The organism is Streptomyces sp. NBC_00210, from assembly GCF_045160975.1.
In the GTDB taxonomy this organism is placed as follows: Bacteria; Actinomycetota; Actinomycetes; order Streptomycetales; family Streptomycetaceae; genus Streptomyces.
Genome location: NZ_CP108120.1, coordinates 2260245 through 2284180 on the forward strand (window position 1 = coordinate 2260245; position 23936 = coordinate 2284180).

The 23936-nt window shown below is 70.0% G+C and carries 19 protein-coding genes and 2 pseudogenes; 5 read left to right on the forward strand and 16 right to left on the reverse strand.

The window, feature by feature from the left end; translation table 11 throughout:
- Position 1: 1 nt before the first annotated feature.
- On the reverse strand, positions 2 to 1060 hold the full coding sequence (locus OG729_RS10135; RefSeq protein ID WP_405805639.1) for a hypothetical protein: 1059 nt from the start codon (positions 1058 to 1060) through the stop codon (positions 2 to 4).
- Between the two features lie 337 nt (positions 1061 to 1397).
- On the opposite strand from OG729_RS10135, the pseudogene OG729_RS10140 reads away from it, so the two are divergent.
- Positions 1398 to 1571 (forward strand): annotated as a pseudogene (locus OG729_RS10140) (transcriptional regulator); the annotation flags it as partial.
- On the opposite strand, the pseudogene OG729_RS10145 reads toward OG729_RS10140, so the two are convergent.
- Positions 1552 to 2097, reverse strand: a pseudogene (locus OG729_RS10145) (HAD family hydrolase); the annotation flags it as partial. The pseudogenes OG729_RS10140 and OG729_RS10145 overlap by 20 nt on opposite strands.
- Before the next feature lie 234 nt (positions 2098 to 2331).
- Here OG729_RS10145 and OG729_RS10150 point away from each other — a divergent pair.
- Complete coding sequence (locus tag OG729_RS10150) at positions 2332 to 3507, forward strand: serine hydrolase domain-containing protein (RefSeq protein WP_405805641.1); 1176 nt, start codon at positions 2332 to 2334, stop codon at positions 3505 to 3507.
- A 718-nt stretch (positions 3508 to 4225) separates the two neighbouring features.
- Here OG729_RS10150 and OG729_RS10155 read toward each other — a convergent pair.
- On the reverse strand, positions 4226 to 4456 hold the full coding sequence (locus OG729_RS10155) for a hypothetical protein (RefSeq protein ID WP_405805642.1): 231 nt from the start codon (positions 4454 to 4456) through the stop codon (positions 4226 to 4228).
- A gap of 78 nt (positions 4457 to 4534) precedes the next feature.
- On the opposite strand from OG729_RS10155, the gene OG729_RS10160 reads away from it, so the two are divergent.
- Positions 4535 to 4726 carry a hypothetical protein gene (locus OG729_RS10160; protein WP_405805644.1) on the forward strand — a complete coding sequence of 64 codons (192 nt, stop codon included), beginning with the start codon at positions 4535 to 4537 and terminating at the stop codon, positions 4724 to 4726.
- 89 nt (positions 4727 to 4815) lie between these two features.
- Here OG729_RS10160 and OG729_RS10165 read toward each other — a convergent pair whose 3' ends face one another.
- The 10 genes from OG729_RS10165 to OG729_RS10210 all read right to left on the reverse strand — a co-directional run bounded on the left by OG729_RS10165 (position 4816) and on the right by OG729_RS10210 (position 18351).
- Positions 4816 to 6252, reverse strand: coding sequence for a hypothetical protein (locus OG729_RS10165; RefSeq protein WP_405805646.1), 1437 nt, complete (start codon positions 6250 to 6252; stop codon positions 4816 to 4818).
- Positions 6249 to 7139 carry a bifunctional DNA primase/polymerase gene (locus OG729_RS10170; protein WP_405805648.1) on the reverse strand — a complete coding sequence of 297 codons (891 nt, stop codon included), beginning with the start codon at positions 7137 to 7139 and terminating at the stop codon, positions 6249 to 6251. Before OG729_RS10170 ends, OG729_RS10165 begins: the two co-directional genes overlap by 4 nt.
- Entirely contained in the window at positions 7129 to 7449 is a 321-nt protein-coding gene (locus OG729_RS10175) for a hypothetical protein (protein ID WP_405805649.1), read from the reverse strand. Before OG729_RS10175 ends, OG729_RS10170 begins: the two co-directional genes overlap by 11 nt.
- A 448-nt stretch (positions 7450 to 7897) precedes the next feature.
- On the reverse strand, positions 7898 to 8794 hold the full coding sequence (locus OG729_RS10180; RefSeq protein ID WP_405805651.1) for a tyrosine-type recombinase/integrase: 897 nt from the start codon (positions 8792 to 8794) through the stop codon (positions 7898 to 7900).
- A 116-nt stretch (positions 8795 to 8910) separates the two neighbouring features.
- Positions 8911 to 10467 carry an RNA polymerase sigma factor gene (locus tag OG729_RS10185; RefSeq protein WP_360870111.1) on the reverse strand — a complete coding sequence of 519 codons (1557 nt, stop codon included), beginning with the start codon at positions 10465 to 10467 and terminating at the stop codon, positions 8911 to 8913.
- 338 nt (positions 10468 to 10805) lie between these two features.
- Positions 10806 to 11693 (reverse strand): FadR/GntR family transcriptional regulator, encoded by an 888-nt coding sequence (locus OG729_RS10190; protein ID WP_404727552.1) that lies wholly within the window; start codon positions 11691 to 11693, stop codon positions 10806 to 10808.
- Between the two features lie 159 nt (positions 11694 to 11852).
- Positions 11853 to 13781: an ATP-binding cassette domain-containing protein gene (locus OG729_RS10195; protein WP_405805653.1), complete on the reverse strand. Its 1929-nt coding sequence runs from the start codon at positions 13779 to 13781 to the stop codon at positions 11853 to 11855.
- Between the two features lie 235 nt (positions 13782 to 14016).
- Positions 14017 to 14781, reverse strand: coding sequence for an NUDIX domain-containing protein (locus tag OG729_RS10200; RefSeq protein ID WP_360870103.1), 765 nt, complete (start codon positions 14779 to 14781; stop codon positions 14017 to 14019).
- Between the two features lie 98 nt (positions 14782 to 14879).
- Entirely contained in the window at positions 14880 to 16913 is a 2034-nt protein-coding gene (locus OG729_RS10205) for a glycogen debranching N-terminal domain-containing protein (protein ID WP_405805655.1), read from the reverse strand.
- Positions 16914 to 17028: 115 nt separating this feature from the next.
- The gene (locus OG729_RS10210) at positions 17029 to 18351 is read right to left on the reverse strand and encodes a DUF4192 domain-containing protein (RefSeq protein ID WP_405805656.1); all 1323 of its coding nucleotides are present in this window, start codon (positions 18349 to 18351) and stop codon (positions 17029 to 17031) included.
- Positions 18352 to 18461: 110 nt separating this feature from the next.
- Here OG729_RS10210 and OG729_RS10215 point away from each other — a divergent pair, with 110 nt between their 5' ends.
- On the forward strand, positions 18462 to 20642 hold the full coding sequence (locus tag OG729_RS10215; RefSeq protein WP_405805658.1) for a RecQ family ATP-dependent DNA helicase: 2181 nt from the start codon (positions 18462 to 18464) through the stop codon (positions 20640 to 20642).
- A gap of 228 nt (positions 20643 to 20870) precedes the next feature.
- Complete coding sequence (locus tag OG729_RS10220) at positions 20871 to 21500, forward strand: hypothetical protein (protein WP_405805659.1); 630 nt, start codon at positions 20871 to 20873, stop codon at positions 21498 to 21500.
- Positions 21501 to 21733: 233 nt separating this feature from the next.
- Here OG729_RS10220 and OG729_RS10225 read toward each other — a convergent pair whose 3' ends face one another.
- The 3 genes from OG729_RS10225 to OG729_RS10235 all read right to left on the reverse strand — a co-directional run bounded on the left by OG729_RS10225 (position 21734) and on the right by OG729_RS10235 (position 23829).
- Positions 21734 to 22348: a hypothetical protein gene (locus tag OG729_RS10225; protein WP_405805660.1), complete on the reverse strand. Its 615-nt coding sequence runs from the start codon at positions 22346 to 22348 to the stop codon at positions 21734 to 21736.
- A gap of 80 nt (positions 22349 to 22428) precedes the next feature.
- On the reverse strand, positions 22429 to 23130 hold the full coding sequence (locus OG729_RS10230; RefSeq protein WP_405805661.1) for a ribonuclease HII: 702 nt from the start codon (positions 23128 to 23130) through the stop codon (positions 22429 to 22431).
- A 72-nt stretch (positions 23131 to 23202) separates the two neighbouring features.
- Positions 23203 to 23829: a TetR/AcrR family transcriptional regulator gene (locus tag OG729_RS10235; RefSeq protein ID WP_360870085.1), complete on the reverse strand. Its 627-nt coding sequence runs from the start codon at positions 23827 to 23829 to the stop codon at positions 23203 to 23205.
- Positions 23830 to 23936: the final 107 nt, after the last annotated feature.

The following is a 23936-nucleotide window of genomic DNA, read 5'->3' on the forward strand; positions in this document are numbered from 1 at the left end:
ACTACCTTCCGGTGATGAAGAGTGCGCCGTCGGGACGTGACCAGACCGAGGCCGCTACGGCTCGGTCGCGGAGTGGTGCGAGCTGCCGAGCAACCTCCACTTCATGCAGTGCTTCCAGGATGCGGACCTCCAGGACCAGGGATTTGGCGTACCGCCCTTGATCGCCCGCGCTGCGAAACCCCTCCGTGGCCTGCCGGACGAGGGACAGCGCCTGTCTGAGGAGTCGTGTGCCCTCGGTGTCCGACCGGCGAATGGTGCCCGAGGTGTTGACGTCCAGCATGGAAGCGATTGCCAGCGCCTCGGCGTGTGCAAGATGCGTGAGATCAACCTGCACCTCCTGCGGGGCCAGGCTCTGTATGTCTTCCAGCGCGCGGCGTGCCTGGTCAAACTCGGAGTCCACCAACGTGTCGCTCTGGGCGGTTCTGATGACGCCCAGGTGCCGGTGGGCTTTGGCGATCAGGGTGCTCTTCTGGGGTTCGAAAAGGGTGGGCGGAAGACCTTCCAGCCGAGTAATCGCCCGCTGGATGTTGGTAATCGCCTCCTCGTTCCCGAGGAGGTAGTTCGCCCAGCCCAGATCATCGATCAGGACAGAGGCCTCGGTCAGCCGGTCATCGGTGAACTGCGCGGACTCCAGAGCCCAGGTGCCCAGAAGGACGCGCTCGCGGTGAAAGCCCCATACGTGCAGAGTCAGGGAAGAGTTCGCTCTTAATCTCAGGAGTGCCGGGTCCCGCCGCTCCTCATGCAGGACCCGGCCCATCGCGATGATGCCGTCCGCGTACTGGCGGTACGGGTCCTGGGCGGCTGCTGCGGGGCGGCCCCGTAAGAGCAGGTAGCCGAGCAGGAATGTCGATGCGAGCAGCATGACCGCGGCTGCCAGTGCGGACGGGAGGAACCAGCGGAGCGCGGTGGCGTGGCTGCCCTCGTCCACCCATACCTGAGCGGTCTGGAACGTGAAGGTGGCGAGCGCCAGCGCGGTGCCGACCGCGAATGCCGTGATCGTCTCAGTGCCTCTGAAGCGTGCGCCCGCTGTGCGGCGCAGACGTCCAAACAAGCGAGCCATCCACGCTCCAGCATCTCCGGAATGCAGACAGCGGATTCTACGGGATGGAGCGGGCTCCGGCCACAGCGGACGCCCCCCACGGCCTCGGCCAGTTGCTGCTTTATCGTCTGACGAACGGGTCGTCAAACTCCCTACAAACCATGTGACTTGCGTCTCTATTGCTCCTCTCAGGTTCGACGTCATACCGCACGGCTGGCGCAGTGCGGAGACGGGGAGTACGGGGGGACAGCAGCTGGACGCGGTGCTGGCGCAATTGGAGATCCGGGACAGACTCCGCCGGAGAAAGATCCGGTTCGGACGGCGGACCGGTGGAGCTCTGGTGCTTCAGATCGAGGGGCGGTACGCGACCCAGGCACTCGACCAGCTCTCCATCACCTGGTACGCCACGGGCATGGACCGCATCCGCGAGGTCCGGCGGACGCTCGCCCCCTGGCAGAACGAGCGGTGCGTCCGCGACCTCGACAACCGGCTCTACGACTGGGGTACGACGGTCAGCGCTCTCCAGCGTTGAACTTGGCGATCTTCTCCGGCAGCTCCGCGAGCGAGTCGATTCGCATCGTCGTGATGGCATCGGCGTCCGGATCACGCTGCTGGATCGTGCCCCAAGGCCCACGCCGGATCAAGGCTGTCAGCAGTCCCGCCTGCACGCCCGGGCGGATGTCGTTGTGGAGCCGGTCACCGACGTACAGAATCTCACCCGGCTCGGCAGGCGTCGCCTCGATGACAGGCTCGAAGAAGGCCACATCCGGCTTCGACGCCCCCCAATAGTCGCTGGTGGCGATCAGGTCGGACGGCAGGTCCAGCCCGCGCAGCAGTTCGCCGGCTCGCACCGTCTGATTCCCGGCTATGCCCACCCACAGCCCTGCCTCGCGCAAGGCTGCCAGCGTCGGCCGGACGTCCGGGTACAGGTCACCCTCGCCGAACCATTCCGGATGCCCGGCAGCCGCGCGCTTCTCCCGCTCCTCGGTCAGGTCGAACCCAGGCCGGAACTCCTGGAACGCCTCCCGGTAGTCCCGTCCCTGCGCGATGACCGCCCCGCACGAATCATGCTCGGCAGGTTAGACGGTCGAGTACGACGGGCGAAGCGGCCCTCTCGGACAGGAGGGTCCCTTCTGACATCTGGCGAGTGGGAGCACCAGCTCAGCCGGACGCCTCTGCGAGCCAGCGATGGCTCACCCACACGACACAGGGGCGCGGCCAGAAGGGATGGGGCCCTGAATGACGCCGAGGCCGTCACCGGGTGCAGGCGTCAAATTGCCAGGATGGGCGGCATGGCGACGATCGACGGTGAGGTCGCGACCGAGTTCGAACCGGTGCGCGAAGCGTTCGCGGCGAACTTCGCCCGGCACGGGGACATCGGCGCGGCGGTGTGCGTATACCTGGATGGCCGGCCGGTGGTGGACCTGTGGGGGGGGGGCGCCGTCCCTGACACTGGTCGTCCGTGGGCGCGGGACACGCTGCAACTGGTCTACTCGGCTACCAAGGGGGCGACCGCGACCGCATCGCATCTGCTGGCCCAGCGTGGCGCGCTGGACTTGGACGCGCCGGTGGCCAAGTACTGGCCGCAGTTCGCCGCGAACGGCAAGGCGGAAATCCCAGTGCGCTGGCTGTTGTCCCACCAGGCCGGCTTGGTCACCCTGGACCAACCGGTGCCGTTGGACGAGGCGCTGGCCTGGCAGCCGATGGTTGCTGCACTTGCCGCTCGACGCCCACTGTGGGCTCCAGACACCGCCCACGGGTATCACGGCCGGACCTATGGCTGGCTAGTGGGCGAGGTGATCCGCCGAGTGTCCGGCCGCACGCCGGGCCGCTTCTTCGCCGACGAGATCGCCGCGCCACTGGGGCTGGATTTCTTCATCGGATTGCCAGCGAGTGAGCGCGACCGGGTCAGCCAGATGGTGTACCAGCAGCCGGACGTCGATTTCGCCACCGCACCTCCGGAGTCGATCCCCGAGGAGCTCCGCGAACTGGTCGCCGCCATGCTCGACCCGAACTCATTCAGCAACAGGGCATTCTCGGTCACCGACCCGGCCGACATCGACTTCAACGCGCCCGAGGTACAGGCTGCGGAACTCCCGGCTTCCAACGGCGTCGGCACCGCGCGCGGACTGGCCCGCATGTATGCCGCGCTGATCGGCGACGTGGACGGCGTGCGCATACTCACCCCGGAAACCCTCGCGTCGGCGACCAAGGAGCAGGCCAGCGGGGCGGACCAGGTGATGGTGCTGCCGAGCCGGTTCAGCTCCGGATACATGCTGCCCACCGAGACCAACCCCATCGCGGGACCCCACTCCTTTGGCCACACCGGTCGAGGCGGCTCGCTTGGCTTCGCCGACCCGGAGCACGGCATCGCCTTCGGCTACGCGATGAACCACATCATCGGGGGCCCCAACGATGTGCGTGCGACATCGCTGGTCGACGCAGTGCGAAGGTCGCTGATGGCGTAACTGATCGGGCCGCGCTGCGAGCTCTACTGGCGGGCGAAGCGGAGGATCCGCAACTTGGAGCGGCCGTCCTCGCTCAGCTCCCTCGTTATCCGTAAGGTGGCCGCCTCAAAGATCAACTAGCGCGATTTCACATTAGAGAGAGAAGGGGACGACTCTGGGGTCGTCCGCGGCCTCTTGATCGCTACGTGCACCCCCTCCCCCCTATTTGGCCAGGGGGCTTGGGGATTACCCGCGCGTCCCCTGAACTCGGGCCAGACCACGCGCTCGGTGGCCGCCGAGGACATCGGCGAGAGCCACGTTGACGTCGGGTACATGTACCAGGTCCACAAGATCGCTCATGAGTCCCCGTGATCTCTTTCGACTAGTTCGATAACTCGATGACTTCGATTCTCTTTGCGTTGTTGATGTTGGCTATGCACACATCACTCACGGCATGAGGCGGCGGCACAGGGGCCAGATGGGGTGTGGGGTGGCACCGCGCCAGGCAGAGGGCGTCGAGGGCAGGAAATTAGGCGGCGAGTGGGGGTACCTCGTCGGCCGCGATGGGGTCGCAAGGTCAAGGTACTGGGACAATCAGGACCTGCCAGCACTGAGCGGTCGGTGAGTGATTACCGATGCAGTACTGGAAGGGCGCCAGATGGGCGCGTATCGAGCTCGCGGGCCTGCCGCTCCTCGGCCGCCTCGACCGCCTCGCGGGCCGATTCCTCGGCGTCAAGGTTCACTGTGCCCTGTCGGCGTCGTCGCGGCCGAGCGCGGTGGGGACGACCAGCGCGGGACCGCCCCCCGCGGCCTGCACCGCCCGGATGGTGTCGGACAGCGTCGAGGTCGCTCCCGTCGACGCCGGGCACCTGGAGTCGTGGAAGACGTCGATGCGGTCGATGCCGCGCTTCTCGTCGTACGAGAAGCGCGTCTCGCTGTGGCAGTCCGAGCAGCGGTAGGCGTCGGCCATCGCGGCAAGCTGAGGGCGGTCGGGCCTCGCACGGCGAGGCTTGTGTGGCTTCCTGCGGCCCATGGGGACCTTCCATTCATGGCAGCGGAGAGTGAGGTACCCGCGGACCTTCGTCTGGTCGGAGAACCGGATCTGCTTCGGCCGGATCTCGTACGGCGCGAGCAGCTTCCCGAGCTGGTGCGCGTTGAGCCCGACGCGGTGGAGATGGTGGAGATCTCCACCCCACCTCTCGGAATTTCCGTCCCTCGCAACGATCAAGAAACTCTCTGACCTGCTTCTCTTCTCTTCTCTATGAGGACTTTCATAGATAGGAAGAGAGGGAGCGGGGGTGGAGACTCCACCCCTCCACCCCTGGGCGATCATGAGGGCACCGCCGCGTGGCCGAGGGCGAGGTGCTGGTCGCCGTCTGCCGCAAGCCACCCCCGCTCGACCGCATGCTCGACCGCGTCGCCGTACGAGGCCCGGTCCTTCCCCTGCACCGCTCTCCGCGCGGCGGCCCGGCTGAGTCGCTTGCCCCCCGAGCGGTAGACGGCCCGGTGGATCACCCTGGCCACGCGCTCCGTATCGGCCTGGGCCTTCCGCGCCGCGACGTACACCTCGCGCTCGCCGTGCTGCTCCAGCCGCTCCATGCGCTGCTCCTTCGCCCGCATGCGGCCAAGGGCGAGCAGGTGGTCGCGGACGGCGCAGGAGGTCTGCCACACCATCCCGGCCAGCTCCCAGTCCTCCTCGCTGGTGGCCTCGAACCGGCCATCGAGACGGGCGAGCAGCGTGGCGATCTTGATGCGGGACAGCTGTCCGTGGGCGTCCAGCGATGCGACCGTGGCCACCCCCCGGTGTACCGCCAGCCTTTCGGCCCGCAGCTCCGCCTTGACGCTGTCGGGAAACGTGACGGGCCCGTAGCGGTCGAGTGTCCCGTCGAAGGCGATGTCCAGAGGGCCCGGACATACGACCGGCTCCTCCGGGATGTTCGGGTCGCTCGCCCACACCCACAGGAATCGCTGCGGAGTCCCGGCAGCCGCGTCGTTCAGCAGAGGCAGCGCGGTGTCGGGCTGGAAGCCGATAACCAGGCCGAGGCTGTAGCTGCCGCGCTTCACGATCCGGGTGGTGTCCCTCGATCCGTTGGACTGGCCGAGCGTCTCGCCCATCGCGGCCCGCCGCAGGGTCTCGCCCACGGTGGCCCCGGACCGCTCCAGCATCTTGGCGAGGGCGTCGCCCTCGTCGGCGTAGACGCAGGCGTTGTGACGCACCTGCACGTGCTGAGCGGACATCTTCGGCGTGCCGTCCTTGTTAGTCTCGCCGGTCGGCCGCTTCTCCGTCCCCATGAACAGCTCGGCCAGCCCCTCGCCGGACCCAAGCGGCGCACCGTCGGGCCACCAGTCACCGAGCCTCACCGGCGCGGGCAGCAGGTCCTGCGCGGCCCGGTGCGAGACCGACTTGCCTGTGCCGGGCTGGCCAGCCAGCGCGGCGAAGAGGTTCAAGGACGCCTGTCCGAGACCGGCATCCGCGCGGGCCTCGGGCGGCACCATGCCCGACACGCGGGCGAGCAGGGCGAGCAGCACCGCGTCCGCCGAGCACATCCGTGCGTGGGCCGCCTGCCGGATCAGTCCGAGGATCTTGCGGGCCTCCCAGAACTCGTTGGGGAGGATGAGCGCACTCACCTTCTCGGCGGCCGGAGCGGTACCGACGCCGTCCGGGCAGCCCGGACGCACGCACTTCCCCTTCAGCTGATCGTGCGCGCACAGGTCGGGTGCCGCTTCGGACGCGCCACTGCCCATGAATTCGTCAGGGGTACTCATCCGGCCACCCCCCGGTATGCAGAGCGCAGATGCCGCTCGATGTCGCGTTCGGTCCACGGCTCCCGCGAGCAGGGCCAGGCAAAGACGACCGGCCGCAGCTGGTCGCCGACATCCTGCGGGCTCAGACCGTCGTCCTTGAGCGCCCGGACCGCCCAGCACAGCGCGGGGTCCTGGTTGCCGGGCTGCACCCTGGCGAGCCATCCGAGGATGCCGGCCACGCCCGTGGGCCAGCCGGACGACGGCGGTGACGCCACCGGCCTCGGCGCGGGCCGCAGCAGGCCGAGGAGCCACGCCGGCGCAGCGACAGGCAGCCGAGGATCGAGCACGACATACGCCATGGTGTGAGCGGGGTCGTCGGCCCTTGACGGGGGTGCGACAACCTGACCCCCGTTGCCCCGAGTGTCCAGGCCGGGGCCGAGCTTGCCAGCGGAGTTGCCGAGGTCGAAGTCGACGCCCTGCCAGGTCCAGTAGTAGTGGACGCCACCACTCCCGGTGCCTACGGCGTACGTCAGCGGGAGTTCTCCGTACCGGCGCTCCAGGTCGGCGAGGGTGGTCGATCCACCGGCCCCGTTCTTGTCGTCGATGTCCAAAACCCAAAGGTTCGACGCCTGCCCAGTGACGATGCAGACGTTGGCGTCGGGGCGCTGCGTCCACCAACGCGCGATGGTGGCGACGTCGGTAGTGGCGCGGTCCTGCCATGCGGTGGGGATCGGGTGCTTGCTTCCCCGCCGCGCAGGGATCACCCGCCAGCCACGCTCGGCGGCGCAGCTGATGGCGGCAGCCATCGGCGTTATCCTGGTGAGGATCGAAACCGACGCCTGGTTGATGATCATTGCGGAGCCGTTGCCCTGGCCGTGGGCGGCGCCTCCGGTGCTGTTATGCAGCATCTTCGCTACCTCCGCCCTTGGCGGTGCGGCGGGCAGCGGTCTTGGCGGCGCGGGCCTGAGAGGACTTCAGGGCGAGCCGGGCGAAGTACGCCTTGCGTGCGTACTCGGCGCGGCGGGCGCGCTCGGCGGAGGTCAGGCTGCCGTCCGGGTCGACCTCACGCTCGAAGCGGTCGTTGAAGGCAGCCCTGGCAGGCGCTGTGTGGGCAGAGGGATCTTCGGTCTTGGACCAGAGGGTGTCTGCTGCGATCTGGGCGCGGAGCCGGCGCTGCCCGGCATTCAGGCCGGTGCGCTCGGTCAGAGGGTCGGGCATTCTTCTCCCAGCGCTCCACCGTCCCCATTTGAGGGGCGGGCGCATGGGAGGGTTTCTGCTGGAGTCCCTCTCCGGTCCAGTCGCCTGTGCGGCGATGAAGGATTTCCGCGCAACTGTAGCATTGCGCTCGTGGTGTGGGACTTCGGGCGATCAGCCCGCAAGATGTTCAGCCGTGATCGCCGGGTCACGGTGCGATTCCTTTGCAGGAAATGCGAACGGACTCTTGGCGACGCCTACGGAACAGAACGGGTTCCTATTTGGATGGTCCCGGCGTCAGGGTCATCGGGCAGGCGGGACATGCCCTATCGGATGGTTGCGAACGAGCCCATGCGGTTCCTGTGCAACAAGAAGTGCGGCGCGGACATCCCGGTGCGGTACGCCAGGATCCGGGACGCCTACAGGGATGCAGTCGTCCGGCAGCCGCGGGACCGGCGGATTAAGCTACCTCTCACAGATCCCCCAGATTGAGCCGTCGGGCCTCTTCCGCTGCACGACGCTCCGACGATGCCCGCGTGTACCTGTCCAGCATGTCCCGCCGCGTCCATCCGGCAACGGCCATCAGCCCGCCCTCGCTGCCACCGGCCGCCAGCCATCTGGACGCCGCAGTGTGGCGCATCCGGTGGGGGTGGAAGCCATCGATACCAGCCAGCTCCGCCCGGCCCTTCAGGGCGACGTACAGGCCGTCGTAGCTGAAGCCCTTCCCCCGGTCGCCGAGCCAGAGCGCGGGCGTGTCGGCGAGCTGGTGCGACCGCCGGAGCCTGAGGTACCGGTCGATGGCGCGGCCGGTCTGCGCGCCGAAGGGCACCGTGCGCCCCTTGCCGCCCTTGCCCTTGCGGATGACCGCGGCGCCCGCCCTCAGATCCACGTCGGCCACAGCCATCGCCACGACCTCTCCGGCACGGGCCCCGGTCTCGATCATGAGCCGGACGAGCGCCTCGTCCCGCCGGTCGCGGAACTCCCTCCCGCCGCACGCCTTGATCAGAGCCCGGAGCTGGTCGTCGCCCAGTTCGTTGATCACCTTCACATCCAGCTTCGGCGGCTTGAGACCGACCAGTTCATCGTTGTCGGTCTCGCCCTCCTCGGCCAGCCATGCCGAGAACCGACGGACGGCGAGCTGGCGTGACCTGACCGTCGCGGGCTCGGCCCCGCTGTCCAGCAGTGCAGATACGAAGGCGTTCACCGTAGGCCGGTCGAGGGTGGGTGCAGTGCCGGTCGCCTCGCACCAGCGCAGGAAGGCACGGACGCCGTCGCCATAGGTCTTGAGCGTCTGGGCGCTCTTTCGCTCGGCGGCCAGGTGAAGAGTCCAGGAGCCCAGAAGCGCACGTATGTCCGATTGGCCGTTCATGCCGCCCGAGGGTACTCCCACCGAATGAAATATCTGGACTAGGAGCGCTGTGCAGGCAACAGAAACGCCCCCGACCCGCAAGGTTCGCAGGTCAGGGGCGTCGGTAGGGGTTGGACCTAGTCCAGGTAGTCGCGCAGCACCTGGGAACGCGACGGGTGGCGCAGCTTGGACATGGTCTTGGACTCGATCTGACGAATGCGCTCACGCGTCACGCCGTAGACCTTGCCGATCTCGTCCAGGGTCTTCGGCTGGCCGTCGGTGAGACCGAAGCGCATGGAGACCACGCCCGCCTCACGCTCGGACAGGGTGTCGAGCACCGAGTGCAGCTGCTCCTGCAGAAGCGTGAAGCTGACCGCGTCAGCCGGCACGACCGCCTCGGAGTCCTCGATCAGGTCACCGAACTCGCTGTCGCCGTCCTCGCCGAGGGGGGTGTGCAGCGAGATCGGCTCACGACCATACTTCTGGACCTCGATGACCTTCTCAGGGGTCATGTCGAGCTCCTTGGCCAGCTCCTCCGGGGTGGGCTCGCGGCCCAGGTCCTGGAGCATCTGGCGCTGCACGCGCGCGAGCTTGTTGATGACCTCGACCATGTGCACCGGGATACGGATGGTGCGGGCCTGGTCGGCCATGGCGCGGGTGATCGCCTGACGGATCCACCAGGTGGCGTACGTGGAGAACTTGTAGCCCTTGGTGTAGTCGAACTTCTCGACCGCGCGGATCAGACCGAGGTTGCCTTCCTGGATCAGGTCCAGGAAGAGCATGCCGCGGCCGGTGTAGCGCTTGGCCAGCGAGACGACCAGCCGGAGGTTGGCCTCCAGCAGGTGGTTCTTGGCCCGGCGGCCGTCCTCGGCGATGATCTCCAGCTCGCGCTTGAGCTTCGGCGCCAGCTTGTCGGAGTTCGCCAGCTTGTCCTCGGCGAACAGGCCGGCCTCGATGCGCTTGGCGAGTTCGACCTCCTGCTCTGCGTTGAGGAGGGGAACCTTGCCGATCTGCTTGAGGTAGTCCTTGACCGGGTCGGCGGTGGCGCCGGCAACGGCGACCTGCTGAGCGGGCGCGTCGTCCTCGTCGTCGTCGGAGAGTACGAAGCCCTTGCTCTCGCCCTCGGCCTCTTCCTCGTCACCCTTGGCGCCGGGCTGGACCTCGTCGAGCAGCTCTTCGCCCTCGGCGGCCTCGTCGGCGTCCTTCTTGCCCGCGGTCTTCTTGGCCACGGTCTTCTTGGCGGCGGTCTTCTTGGCCGCCGTCTTCTTGGCCGCCGTCTTCTTGGCGGCCGCCTTCTTGGCAGGCGCGGTCTCCGAGACCTCGTCGGCCGGGACGTCGACGGTCTCGGCCGTCGGCGCCGCGGTGGCCGCGACGGTCTTCGCCGTGGCGGTCTTGGCCGCGACGGTCTTGGTGGCGGTGCGCTTTGCCGGGCTCTTCGCAGCGACGCTCTTGCGGGCGCGCTTCGGCGACTCCGCGGCACTGACCATCAGCGTCACACCCTCTTCCTCGAGGATCTGGTTGAGGCTGCGCAGAACATTCTTCCACTGGGTTGGCGGAATCTGGTCAGCCTCGAAGGCCCGACGCACGTCATCGCCGGCGATCTGCCCATCAGCCTTTCCCCGCTCGATGAGCGCCATCACAGACTCGGACTCGGCGATCTCCGGCGGGAGCGTACGGGATGTGCTGGCCGACACGAACAACCTCTCGGAACGATGGAAACGGCTTCCGGCCCCGCCCGTGATCGGGCCGGAGCCGACGACCAGCCGGCTGCGGATGTGCCGGTGGCGCGGGCTGAACCTCGGACTTGCACAGCGCCCTGAGTGGCGGCTGTATTCCCTCCTCGGCTGTCACCTCTTAGGTCATCGCGCTGTTTCGAGGAGTGTTACGCCCAATCCACGTGGCCCGAGTCACACCCCGTTTGCGACGAAACGGCAATATGGGGGCGTTCACCACATAATCGTGCCGCCGGACCCCCGTGGAATCCGGCGACACACGATGCGTACGCCTCCGTACTCCCCACCGCGCCCGGCGGTCAGTGCTCGCGCGGCGCGGGCACGACTCGCTCCACCTCCGGGTGGACAGTGAGCAGTTGACGCATGGCCGACTCGGCGGCGTGCGAGTCGCCGGCGGCGAGGGCGTCGGCGATCCGCGCGTGGTGGGCCAGGGAGACCTCGGTAGGGCGGTCACAGCCGGTGACCGGGCCGCCGGAGACCTGGAGGGCCGCGGCGACGATCCCCGAGAGGTGCTCCAGCATGCGGTTGCCCGCGAGCTGGATCAGCAGCGTGTGGAACTCCGCGTCCGCACGGGAGAAGGTGATCCCGTCACTCTGAGCGAGCGCGTGGTTCATGATCTCGACCATGTCGCCGAGCCGCTGCTGGACGTCCTCACGGCCGTGACCTGCGGCAAGGCGGGCAGCGAGGGGCTCGATGGTCCAGCGGAGCTCACTCAGCTCCCGGCGCTGGTCGTCCCGCTGCGGACCGAAGGCACGCCATTCGATGATGTCGGGGTCGAGCAGGTTCCAGTCGCTGACCGGACGGACCCGGGTGCCGACGTTGGGGCGGGCGCTGACCAGGCCCTTGGCCTCGAGGACGCGGAGCGACTCACGCACGACGGTGCGGGAGACCTCGAAGCGCTGGCCGATCTCCTCGGGCACGAGCGGACGGTCGGCGCCGAGGTCTCCGGAGACGATCATCTGGCCAAGCTGCTGGACGAGTTGGCCGTGCAGTCCGCGGCCCCGGCTTCCTGTCGCGCGGCGGCCGACCCGGCCCAACTCGGGGTCGGAGCCGTCCCACGGGCTGGGCCCGACGCGGTCGGCGCCGGGCGACTCCGCGTAGGGGTATCGGTCGAGTTCGCCCGGGCCGACGAGGCCGGAGTCGGCGGGGCGGGCGGCGGTCATCATGGTGTGCGCAAGGGTACTCACGCATCCTTTGTCGGCCTGGCTCCGGCGGCCCTTGAGGTCTTTGGTGAAAAGCACACGAAAGGGTGATCGGCGCCCGCCCCGCAATTGACGCCTTATCGGAAAGAAACGGGCGCACTCAACGGAGTTGTCAGCGGTTCACCGCGTCCCGGCCGATCATGATCACCAACGAGCGCTGCGCCGAAGGCTCGTGACCAGATATGCGCAGATCAGGACCGACAATGACAACGTAAGCGCCGCACCGACAGGTTGGGCGAGGACATGGACCGCGGCCATGAGCAAGTCGTCCGCCTGCCGCGGGAACTGCACCCAGGTCTGCTCGCGCAGCCTGCCCGGGAGGCCCGCGATCGATCGAACGGACGGCGCGACGAGCCCCTTCTGTACGAGGGGGACGATGAGAACCGGTACGGCGAGTACCGCTGCCACGCCGGCGGCAGTGACCCTGAAGACGCCGGCGGCGAGCAGTCCGGCCCAGGCGCAGCCCACGGAGAGGCCGGCCCAACGGGCCGCCAGAGCCGGCCAGTTGTCGGGGACGGTCGTCGAATGGCTCCCGTACACAAGCCGAAGGGCCTGGACGTCGGCCACCGCTACGAGGAGCGCCAGCAGCAGGGCTGCGGCGGCGGTCACCGCCAGTTTGGCGAGGAGAAGACCCAGGCGGCGGGGCACGGTGCCACGGGCGGCGGCGAGCGCGGGGTAGCGGAACTCCTCGCCGAAGCTGAGCGCTCCGAGCAGTCCGGCGCCGAAGGCCGCGGGCGGCAGCGGAAGGAACTCGGGCCAGGCGACGAGCAGGGTGGGCAGCGGGGTGTCGTCGGTACGGGCCAGGAGCACGCAGAGGGCGGCGGAGGCGACGAGCACGGCGGCTGCGACGAGCAGGACGGTGGGGACTCCGAGAAGACGGCAAAGTTCGTAGCGCAGGGGGCGCAGGGGGCTGCGTACGGGGCGCGGTGGCGGCGGAAGTGAGTCGGGTCGCTGGTCGGCGCGCGGAACCGGACGGGCGGGGTGGGTTTCGTCGGGGGCGGATTGCTGGGGGGCCGGCGCGGATGCGGGCCACTCCTGCTGGGGGGCGGATGCGGACAGGGGCTGCTGCCCGGACGCGGGCTCGGACACGGGCCGCAGAGGGGCGGGCTCGGACACGGGCCGCAGAGGGGCGGGCTTGGACACGGGCCGCAGAGGGGCGGGCTTGGATGCGGGCTGGTCCCGCAGGGGACCGGGCGCAGGGCCGGTGTCGCCGACTTCGTCGGCCAGCCGATGGACGAGTACGCCGTGCCGGAAGGCGGTTTCGCCGATCTCGGCGCAGCTGCTGCCGTAGACGGAGAGGAGGTTGCTCGTCTCGGTGACAACCTCGACCGAGCGCTGGGCGGCGCGCGCCTCACGGGCGACGACGACGGCCAGCCGCGCGGCGTGCGGGGTACGAACGGCCACGCGGGGGCGGAGCCTGGTACGGGAGAAGGCGGCGGCGTCCTGGTCGGCGACGAGGCGTCCCGCGTCGAGGGTGACGACGCGATCGGCGAGCCGGGCAGCCTCCTTGGGGTCGCCGGTGGTGCACAGGACCGTGCCACCGCGCGCCGCGTGGGCGCGCAGCAGCCCGTACAGCCAGCTGTTCTCGCGGGGCGAGAGCCCCTTCGCGGGCTCGTCGAGGATCAGCGCCTGGGGGTCGCCGAGCAGGGCGGAGGCGAGCCCGAGTCGGCGGTCCATCCCGAGGGAGAGCGTGCCGAGACGCCGGCCACCGAGACCGGCAAGGCCGACGACTTCGAGCACCTCGTCCGCGCGGGAGGCGGGCGCCCCTGTCGCGGCGCAGAGCATACGGAGCTGCCCCCGGGCGGTCCGCGCCGGATGGCCCGGTACGTCGCCGAGGAGCACTCCGACCTCGCGGGCGGGGTGGGCGATGCGGTGGAGAGGGTTTCCGCGGAAGTAGGTGACGCCCCGGCCGGATTCGAGTCCGAGCATCAGACGCAGAGCCGTCGTCTTTCCGGAGCCGGCGCAGCCGAGGAGGGCCGTGACGCTGCCGGACGGGGCCTCGAAGGTGAGATCGTCGACGGCCGGCGGGAGGTTTCGGCGGCGGGTGCTGGTCAGTCCGATGGCCTGGAGCATCGCTTCTCTCGCGGAAGGTGAGACCGCTCGGCGGCAGGGCGGATACCGCAGCAAGACGCGGAGACTGCGGATACTGCAGCAAGATAACGCGACATTTAGGACTTTTTGCGCAGCGGGCCGGCCCCGGGTGTCAGCCCCCGATCGAGCTCTCGGTCAAGCTCGTGATCGGGCAATTGGCCGAGCTCTCGATCAAGCTCTTGGCCGAGCTCTGACAGGGCTCTTGATCAAGCCGCGGTCAGACTTCCGGACGCAGCATCGGAGGGTTCAGCAGGGTGGCACCACCCGCGCGGAACAGCTGTGCAGGACGGCCCCCCTGACGGGTCGTGGTCCCGCCCGCGGGCACCAGGAACCCCGGGGTGCCGGTCACCTTCCGGTGGAAGTTCCGCGGGTCGAGCGCGACGCCCCATACCGCCTCGTACACCCGGCGCAGCTCGCCGACCGTGAACTCGGGCGGGCAGAAGGCCGTGGCCAGCGACGAGTACTCGATCTTGGAGCGGGCCCGCTCCACCCCGTCGGCCAGGATGCGCGCATGGTCGAAGGCGAGCGGGGCGGCCTGCTCGCCCTCGCGGCCGAACCCGTTCTCCTGGCCCAGGAGATCCTCGACCGGGGCCCAGCGCGCACTATTGGCATCCCCGCCCGCCCGGGGGGCGGGGAGGTCGGGTGCGAGCACGAGGTGCGCGACGCTGACGACCCGCATTCGCGGATCCCGCTTGGGGTCTCCGTAGGTGGCAAGCTGCTCGAGATGCGCGCCGTTGCCAGGCGCCGGGGACGCGGGGTCGTGCGCACACAGCCCGGTCTCCTCGGCGAGCTCGCGCGCTGCCGCCGCCGCCAGATCCTCGTCGCCCCTGACGAACCCGCCTGGCAGGGCCCACCGGCCCTGGAACGGCGGCTCTCCGCGGCGTACCACCAACGCACAGAGCGCATGCCGACGCACGGTGAGCACGACCAGGTCGACGGTGACAGCAAAGGGCGGATAGGCCGACGGGTCGTAGGGAGACATGCCGTGATCATAGTCGTCTGCCTGACGATAAACACTCCCTTCGCCACCTGCGGCGACTCTTTCTTCATCGGCTTCCCCGCCCCGCCCAGGGCCCCGGCTCACACCCCCAACTGAAGGCCGTCGGCGGCCTCCTCGACCATCCCGAGGCCGAGCCTGCTGATCCGCACGGCGAACGGCTCCCCGGCGACGCACAGCCCGGACAGCTGTACGGCACCGAAGGGAGCGCAGCGCACGGGATGCAGCGCGACCGTTCCCGCGGGCGTGTCGGGGCGGATCCCGGCGAGGGTCGCCAGAAGGTGGATGCCGGCCGCCGCGGGCAGGGCCGCCGGCCGGCACGCGGCGGGGTGCGGCACAGGCACGCTTCCCGCCGTGCGCTGCTCCCCGGCGTACATCTCGGGCAACCGGTACCTGAATGCCTCGGCAGCGTCGAGGATGCCACGCAGCAGGGGCACTGCTTCCGTTTCGTATCCGGCGCCGGCCAGCCCCGCAACGGCGACGACCGTGTCGTGCACCCGTACGGCTCCGGCGCGGTGGCCGTACGGGTTGTGTCCACGCTCCTTCGTCCCCAGGCTGCGCAGTCCCCAGCCGGAGTCCACTGTGGGGCCACCGAGCAGCACGGCCAGCTGTCCGGTCTGCACCTTGTCCAGCAGACCTTGGGCGAGCTGTCCCCCGCCGAGCAGTCCCGTGTCGAGGAGATGTGCGGCGCCGGCCCCCAGATGAGGCAGGGGCCGGCCGTCGGCCAGCCGCGCCAACGCGGGACGGCCGCCGGTCCCGTCGTCGATCCAGAAGCGCTCCCGGAAGCGCCCCCGCAGCGCTCCCGCCCACTCACGCGAGACGTCGGCTCCGGGACGGCCGGACGCCTCCAGCAGATCGGCACCCAGCAGCGCCGCCCGATGGGCATGTGCCTGCGTCTCGGCGCACTGCACTCCGGACGGGCCCGGCTCGGACAGGATTCCCTGTGCGCCCGCGGCTCGCCGCAGCCACAGCAGACAGCGCTCCGCGACCGGCAGCAGCCCCGCCAGCTCCCGCTCCGGCAACCCCCAGCGCCATGCCTCCGCGAGGACCGCCGGGAAGGCGAGTGTCGCCTCCACGCCCGTACAACGCGGCGGGAGATGCGGACCCGCGTCCCTCAGCGGGCCGGGGATGCGCCCGAAGTCCGGCCCTGGACCCAGCAGTTGGGTGCGGGCCACCGTGCGCAGGGTGGCCGCGGCGAGCCGGGTGGAGAGCGGGAGCGCCATCCTCGCGGCCCACAGTGCCTCAGCAGGGGCAGGCCCACAGCGCCAGGGGACGCCCGCGGCCAGGTATACGTCCGCGGATCCTCCGGGGTCTCGCAACAGCAGCGCCTTGAGGTCGCCCAGGCTGGCAGCGAACAGCGCCTGCAGCCGGGGGTCGTCCCCCTCCGCCCACGCTTCGGAGAAGGGTCGACTGCCCGTCCGGCCGGACGACCGGGCCGGGCGCTTGGAGCGGACGCGCAGCTCGATGGTGCGGGAGGCGCCGGGTGCGAGCTCAAGGTCCCAGCGCAGTATCCCCGCGGAGGCCAGGGCGTCCTTCGGCGGCGGATCCGCGGTGACGACGCTGTGGGCGTCCGGGCCCGCGGACCAGCGCATGCCCGAGTCATGGACGCTTGCACGCAGCTCAGGACCGGGTCGCCCGGCCGCGACCGCGCCCAGACTCGCGAGGTCGGTGCCCAGTGCGATCTCCACCGGAAGCCTGAGAGCCCTCCCCACCGAGCTGCGCAGCGTGATTCGTTCCGTGCCGTCTGCGTCGCGCAAACGCTCCACGGAGACTCCCGGGTCGGGTCCTGTGCCGGCGGGCATCCGCAGCACCCCGATGAACCTGGCGCGGTCTGCGGAGACCAATCCGCCCTGCATCGCAACCGGTTCGCGCCCGGCGACCCGCAACTGGCAGCGGGAGAGCAGCCGCCGGCCGGACTGGTAGACGCCTTCGAGCCCGGTCCCCGTGAGCTGGCCGTGCCCGGGGGAGATCGCCAGGCGCGGGAGGGCGACACAGATGAGCATGTTGTGCACCGGCGGCAGATCCCCCGGCCGTCCGGCCCAGGACGGCGCTGGACCGGATCCGGAGCTGCGTCCCAGCTGCGGCAGGTGAGGCGGGCGGGGGGCGGTGAGGGCCATGGGTGGTCTGCTGTGCCTTCCGTGCGCTCCGGACAGCCGCTGCGAATGCGACGGCGCGGGTCGTGCGACGACGACACGACGATGAACGGCGGCACGGGTGCCCAGGTCACGGGCGTCATCGTCCGCTCCTTGTGCCGCGTTGCCCACTGCGGCTCCTCCCCCGGCCGCGATTGCCCGCCGGCGCACTCGCGGGGGCCGCCCCGGCGGGCGGTAGGCCCTTCCTGCCGACGCGCGGCCCGACCCGTTGCCCGACCCGCCGAGGACGCGGTCGATGTGGGCGGCCCTCTGCCTTGCTGGTCCCGGATGACTCCCGTGAGCCGCGTGCCTGGCGCAGACAACTGCGCAGGGTCTCCGGATCCAGGCCTTCGTTGCAGGCCTGGTGCAGCAGACGGGCGAAGACGTACTCGGGGTCGACGCGCAGGGCCCGGCCGAGAGCCACCCGCGCTCCTGGTTCGTCACCACTCGACCAGGCCACCCAGCCGGCGAGGGTGAGCGGTGCGGCCGCATGCTCGCAGTAGGGCCCGACGCAGCGGCGGGCGAGCGCCTGCCACAGACGCAGGGCGGGATCCGCGTCCGCCCCTTCCATCCATTCCGCGGCCCGGTCGCGGGTGTCCCTGTCCTGAAGACCGAGGATCACGGCAGCCGCTTCGTCATCCGTGATGAGCCGGTCATCGGCGGCATCCGTCTCGGCCCAGCCCCCGGAGCGCGGTGTCTCAGCGATGCGTGTCATCAGTCGGCGGGCCAGCGCGAGAGTTTCCGCGGCGACCTCCTCCCGTCCCACCCCGTCCAGAATCCTGGGCACCAGCGCGGCGCCCGCGGTGTCCAGTGCCTTCTCCTGGCCGGCCGCGGCGGGAGTCGTCATGGGCGCGAGCCGGCCCTCCATCTGCCGAAGGGATCCGCGCACCTGGATGCCTGCGTAGGCGGCGGCCGCGGCCATCACCGAGGTGCCCGGCAGCGCCAGCGCATTGCCTTCGGGCGGACAGCAGCGTGAATCGGGGCAGCAGTAGGACCAGAAGCGGCCTTCGGAGATGCAGAGCGCCTCGTAGACAGGCACGTCGAAGGTGCCGCAGGCGGTCCGCAGCCGTTGCGCGAGGGGACGCAGCCGCTCCATCACCCGGCGGCTCGTCTCGCCCTCGCCCGGATCCTGGCAGAGGAAGACGACAATGCCGTCGGGCCGGGAGCCCCTGCGCTCGCTGCCCTCGATCAGACACTCGACGAGCTGTTCGGCCACGGGCGACCACTCCCGCGGCGAGGGCGGGATGCCGAGCCGCAGCCGCCCGCCGAAGCGGCCGCTGCTGCCGTGCAGCGCGACGAGCACGATGGAATCGGTCGGCTGGAAGCCCATCATGTACGGGAGGGCGTCGGCCAGTTCGGCGGGGCCGCGCAGCGTGATCTGCTGCTCGTCGGCCTGACCGCTGGGTTCGTGGTGCTTGTTCATGGCTCGACGGTCTCGCGGCGGCTCCAGCCCCGCGACCCCTGTGGATAAAGTTATCCACAGCCTGGCGGCCGCGTTCGCGCATTGTCGGCGTCATCGGGTTGCATGGGGTCATGACCAACGCAGACCTCGCAGATCCCGCAGAGCTCAGGGCCTCGGCCGACTCCGTCCTCGCGCGCCTCGTCTCGGACACCACCGGCACCGCCCGGCTGCGCGAGGACCAGTGGCGGGCGATCGAGGCACTCGTCGCCGACAAGCGCCGGGCGCTGGTCGTGCAGCGGACCGGCTGGGGCAAGTCGGCGGTGTATTTCGTCGCGACCTCGCTGCTGCGGGAGCGCGGCAGCGGCCCGACCGTGATCGTCTCTCCCCTGCTTGCGCTCATGCGCAACCAGGTGGATGCGGCGGCGCGAGCCGGCATCCGGGCCCGGACCATCAACTCCTCCAACACGGAGGAGTGGGACACGGTCCAGGCCGAAGTGGCCGCGGGCGAGGTGGATGTGCTGCTGGTCAGCCCCGAGCGGCTCAACAACCCGGACTTCCGCGACCAGGTGCTGCCCAAGCTGGCCGCCGCCACCGGGCTTCTGGTGGTGGACGAGGCGCACTGCATCTCCGACTGGGGCCATGACTTCCGGCCCGACTACCGCCGGCTGCGCACGATGCTGGCGGAGCTGCCGGCCGGAGTGCCGGTACTCGCCACCACCGCGACCGCCAATGCCCGCGTCACCGCGGATGTGGCTGAGCAGCTGGGCACAGGGGCGGGCACGGACGCGCTCGTGCTGCGCGGCGCGCTGGACCGGGAGAGCCTCAGCCTGAGCGTGCTCCAGCTTCCCGATGCCGCGACCCGGCTGGCCTGGCTGGCCGATCACCTCGGCGAGCTGCCCGGCTCCGGGATCATCTACACCCTCACGGTCGCGGCTGCCGAGGAGGTCACCGCGTATCTGCGGCACTGCGGGCACACGGTGGCCTCGTACACCGGCCGCACGGAAAACGCCGACCGGCAGCAGGCCGAGGAGGATCTGCTGGCCAACCGCGTCAAGGCATTGGTCGCCACGTCCGCGCTCGGCATGGGCTTCGACAAGCCCGATCTCGGATTCGTCGTGCACCTGGGCTCGCCTTCGTCCCCCATCGCGTACTACCAGCAGGTGGGCCGTGCGGGGCGCGGCGTGAAGCACGCGGAGGTACTGCTGCTGCCGGGCCGGGAGGACGAGGCGATCTGGCAGTACTTCGCCTCGGTGGCCTTCCCGCCCGAGGAGCTGGTGCGGCGCACGCTCGATGTGCTGGGGCGGGCCGGCAGGCCGCTCTCGCTGCCGGCACTCGAGCCGCTTGTCGAGCTGCGCCGCACCCGGCTGGAGACCATGCTCAAGGTGCTCGACGTGGACGGAGCAGTGCGCCGGGTGAAGGGCGGTTGGACGACCACGGGTGAGCCCTGGTCGTACGACTCCGAGCGCTATGCGTGGGTCGCGCGGCAGCGGGAGACCGAGCAGCAGGCGATGCGTGACTACGCGCGGTCGACAGGCTGCCGGATGGAGTTCCTGAGGCGGCAGTTGGACGACGAGGAAGCGGCTCCCTGCGGGCGCTGTGACAACTGCTCGGGTGCCCGATTCAGCGACAAGGTCTCCGTCGCGGCCCTGGACGCCGCGCGCGGGGAGCTGAGCAGGCCTGGTGTGGAAGTGGAGCCCCGAAAGATGTGGCCGACCGGGCTGGCGGCGGTGGGCGTCAGTCTCAAGGGCCGAATCCCGGAAGCGGAGCAGCCCTTCGTGGGCCGGGCACTGGGCAGGCTCTCCGACATCGGCTGGGGCAACAGGCTCCGCCCGATGCTCGCGGCACAGGCTTCGGACGGTCCGGTTCCGGACGATGTGGTGAAGGCTGTGGTGACGGTTCTTGCCGACTGGGCGAAGGGTCCTGGCGGATGGGCATCCGGTGCCCCGGATGCGCCGCTGCGGCCGGCCGGTGTGGTCACCGTCGCCTCGCACGGCAGGCCCCAGCTGGTCGGATCCCTCGGTGCCCGGATCGCCGAGGTCGGCCGGATGCCGTTGCTCGGGACCGTCGAGTACGTGCCCGAGGCGCTGGACGCACGGATCTCGCGCACCAACAGCGCCCAGCGAGTACGGGGGTTGCACGAGGCGTTCGCCGTGCCGCCCCGGCTGGCCGAGGCGCTGGTCGCGGCCGACGGACCCGTACTGCTCGTGGATGACCTTTCGGACAGCGGTTGGACTCTGGCCGTGGCGGCGCGGTTGCTGCGCAGGTCCGGCGCCAAGGGGGTGTTTCCGCTGGTCCTTGCGGTTCAGACATGACTTGAGGGGGCATCGGAGGTGCAACTGGGCAGAGATAGGGCAGGGATATGAGCGTCATACCCGCCGATTCCTGCCGGTGCCGCCAAATTGCTCGTTGCCGCACGCCGACGCGGCAGCAAGAATTGGAATGCTCCCCGCGCGGCCCGTTCGCGGTCCGAAAGGGCCATGCTGCGGTGCGCCCTCACCCGACCCTGCCCGCACTGCGGGCGCGAATGCGAAGGGAGGACCGTGACCTTCGGATTCGCCCCGTCCGCAGCCACTTCGCTCAGCACGGCAGCCAACTCGGCCAGCCGCCTCGCCAGAATGCTCGAGCCCGCCGAGTGGGCGGCGGCGGGGATCCCGCTGCTGCGCAACCCCCGCGAGGTGGTCAGCGGACTGCACACCCGGCACCGGCTGACGCCGGCGTCCGCCGTCGTCGCAGTGCTCGACCATGAGGAAAGACTCACGGCCAGTGCTTCATTCGCCCGGCGCTCCGCGCCCGTGGACGGCTGGGAGTTTCGCAACGTGCTGCTGGCCCATCTTCGCCGGGTCATTCCGCACGATCTGCGTCGCCGCACGCCCGTACGCACCGCCGTGCTCCTCTACTGCCGCGAGGGCGACGAGCGTTGGACGGAGGAGGACGGGGCGTGGATGTGGGGGCTGCGGGACGCGTGCACTCTGCACGGGCTGCGCTGTGGTGCGTACATCACGCTGACCCGGGGTGGCTGGCAGGTGCTGGGCGAGGGCAGGGGCGGCCGTCGGCCCAACTCCCTTTCGTCCCCCGGCGATCTCACCGACATCGTGACCGACAGTGAACCGCTGCCGCTGCGCACCGCGAGCGGCGCGACTGAGGCGCTCCGGCGCACGGCGGCTCGCTGACGGTGCCACCTTCCGGCTGCCCAGGGCCTGGGCAGCCGGATCGCGACCGGACCGCGGTCCAAGGGCCGAGTGATCCGCAAGGCCCCTGTGGTCCGCAGGCCCTACGGTCCGCCGGGACCGAAGGACCAGGAAGACGAATCGATCCGCCAGGACCGAACGGTCCGCGAAGACCGATCGGTTCCCAAGAACCGAACGGTCCGCGAAAGCCGGACGGGCGGTGATTCCCGTGTGGCTCAGATGCCCGCGCCGAGCACGGTGTTGATCCTCTTGGGGTCGCCGCACACGATCAGCAGCGCGGTCGCCTTCGCCAGGGCCGTCGGCAGTGCGCGGGCGGCCTCGTCGTCGGCGCCACCGTTGATCGCGACAACCACCACGGGACGGGCCGAGGCCTGATCAACCGCAGCGGCGTCCGCGTAGAAGACGTCGTCGCGGGCGTCGTGCTGGGCCCAGTAGGCGGCATCGCCGAAGGACAGCTCGTGCGCCGCCCAGGGGTGCTGTTCACCGGTCGTGAGCACCAGGACCTCGCCCGGGGCACGGCCTGAGTCGAGCAGCAGATCGACCGCCTCGCCGGCGGCGTCGAGCGCGCCGTCCGCGGGGGCGGGGATCAGCTGGATCTGCGGTCCTGCGGGCTTCTCCGGCCGGGAATGCTGGGACTGCCCGGCGGAGGTATGCGTACGCGGCGGCGCGGGCCGGGCGGAACCGGGGCCCGGATGTCCGGGACGCGGTGAGGCCGCGGATCGCGGGCCGGGTACGGGACGGGGGGTCGGCGCGGTGCGGCCTGCGGCCGGAGTGGCGCGGGGACCCTGGGCGCTCTCGTGAATCTGAGGCTCCTCGGGGATGAGAGGCATGAGTGGATGTCTATCAAATGCCGGTGCGACGAGCATCGGCGGGTGGGCACATAAGTGCGAGGCCCTGATGGGGGGCGGGTTCAGAATTCGAAGCCGAGCTGGCCCCCGCTTTCGAGTTCGGCCGTCTCCGCGGAGAGGCGGACCTTCTTGAGATGCCGCCACTGGGGCAGCGCGTCGAGATAGGCCCACGAGAGCCGGTGGTGGGGCGTCGGCCCCAGCAGTGCCAGCGCCGCCTTGTGCACGGGAGAGGGATAGCCGACGTTGGCGTCGAAGCCGTAGTCGGCGAACTCCCCCTGCAGCTCGCCCATCATCGCGTCCCTGCGCACCTTGGCGATCACCGAGGCGGCCGCGACCGCCACGCACGACTGGTCCCCCTTGATGACCGTACGGACCTGCCAAGGGGATCCCAGGTAGTTGTGCTTGCCGTCGAGGATGACCGCGTCCGGACGGACCGGAAGAGCATCCAGCGCGCGGACGGCGGCCAGCCGCAGCGCCGCTGTCATGCCCAGCTCATCGATCTCCTCCGGCGAGGCATGCCCCAGGGCATGCGCCGTGACCCACGACTCCAACAGCCCGGCCAGCTCCGTACGGCGCTTCGGGGTGATCAGCTTGGAATCCGTGAGTCCGGCGGGCGGCCTGCGCAGTCCGGTGACCGCCGCGCACACCGTGACCGGACCGGCCCACGCACCGCGTCCGACCTCGTCGACACCTGCGACGATCTTGGCGCCGGTGGTGGCTCTGATCGAGCGCTCGACTGTGTGGGTGGGTGGTTCGTAGGGCATGGCGCCAGCAAGGTTACGCCGCCCGACCCCGCCGGCGACACCCGGATTCGGATCAGTGACCGTACCCGGCAGTCAGCCGCTGCGCGGGCGGAGCAGCGGCACCATCACCTGGTCGATCATCTCGGCGATGTCCTCGTCGGGCCATTCGCTCCCGCACACCTTCGAGCGGTACATCATCAGGCCCGGAATCACCTCGAGGACCAGATCGGATGTGATGTCGGGGCGTACGTCGCCACGCGTGACGCCACGGCACACCACCTCGCGGAAGAGCCGGTTCGACGGCTCGATGACACCGCGCACGATCACACCATGGAACCGCTCGGCGGTGGTGGTGTCGCATTCGTGAAGTACCGAACGCATGGCAAAGCCGGCCCTCGAGTACATCGCATCCCGCACGCGTCGGCAGAGCTCGAAGAGGTCCTGGCGAATGCTCCCGTGGTCGGCGGCTTCGTCCAGCGTCGGCAGTCCGGACTGCAGAGCGTCGGCGACGAGGTCTTCCTTCGACGGCCAGCGCCGGTACACGGCGGCCTTGCCCGTCTGGGCTCCGGAGGCGACACCCTCCATGGTGAGCCCGCTCCAGCCGACCGTACTCAACTGCTCCAGTGCGGCCTCGAGGATCGCGCGTTCCAGCACGGGTCCTCGACGGCGCAACGAGACCGGGGGCGCCTCTGCGGCGGCAGTCCAGCGCGAATTGGCCATGTTCATCTCTCCGTTGGGGACTGGAGGTTCAGTGAACGCTTGCGTTCACTGACGGGGATTCTCTACGGTGGACAAGACAGTGAACGGATGCGTTCACTAACGCACTT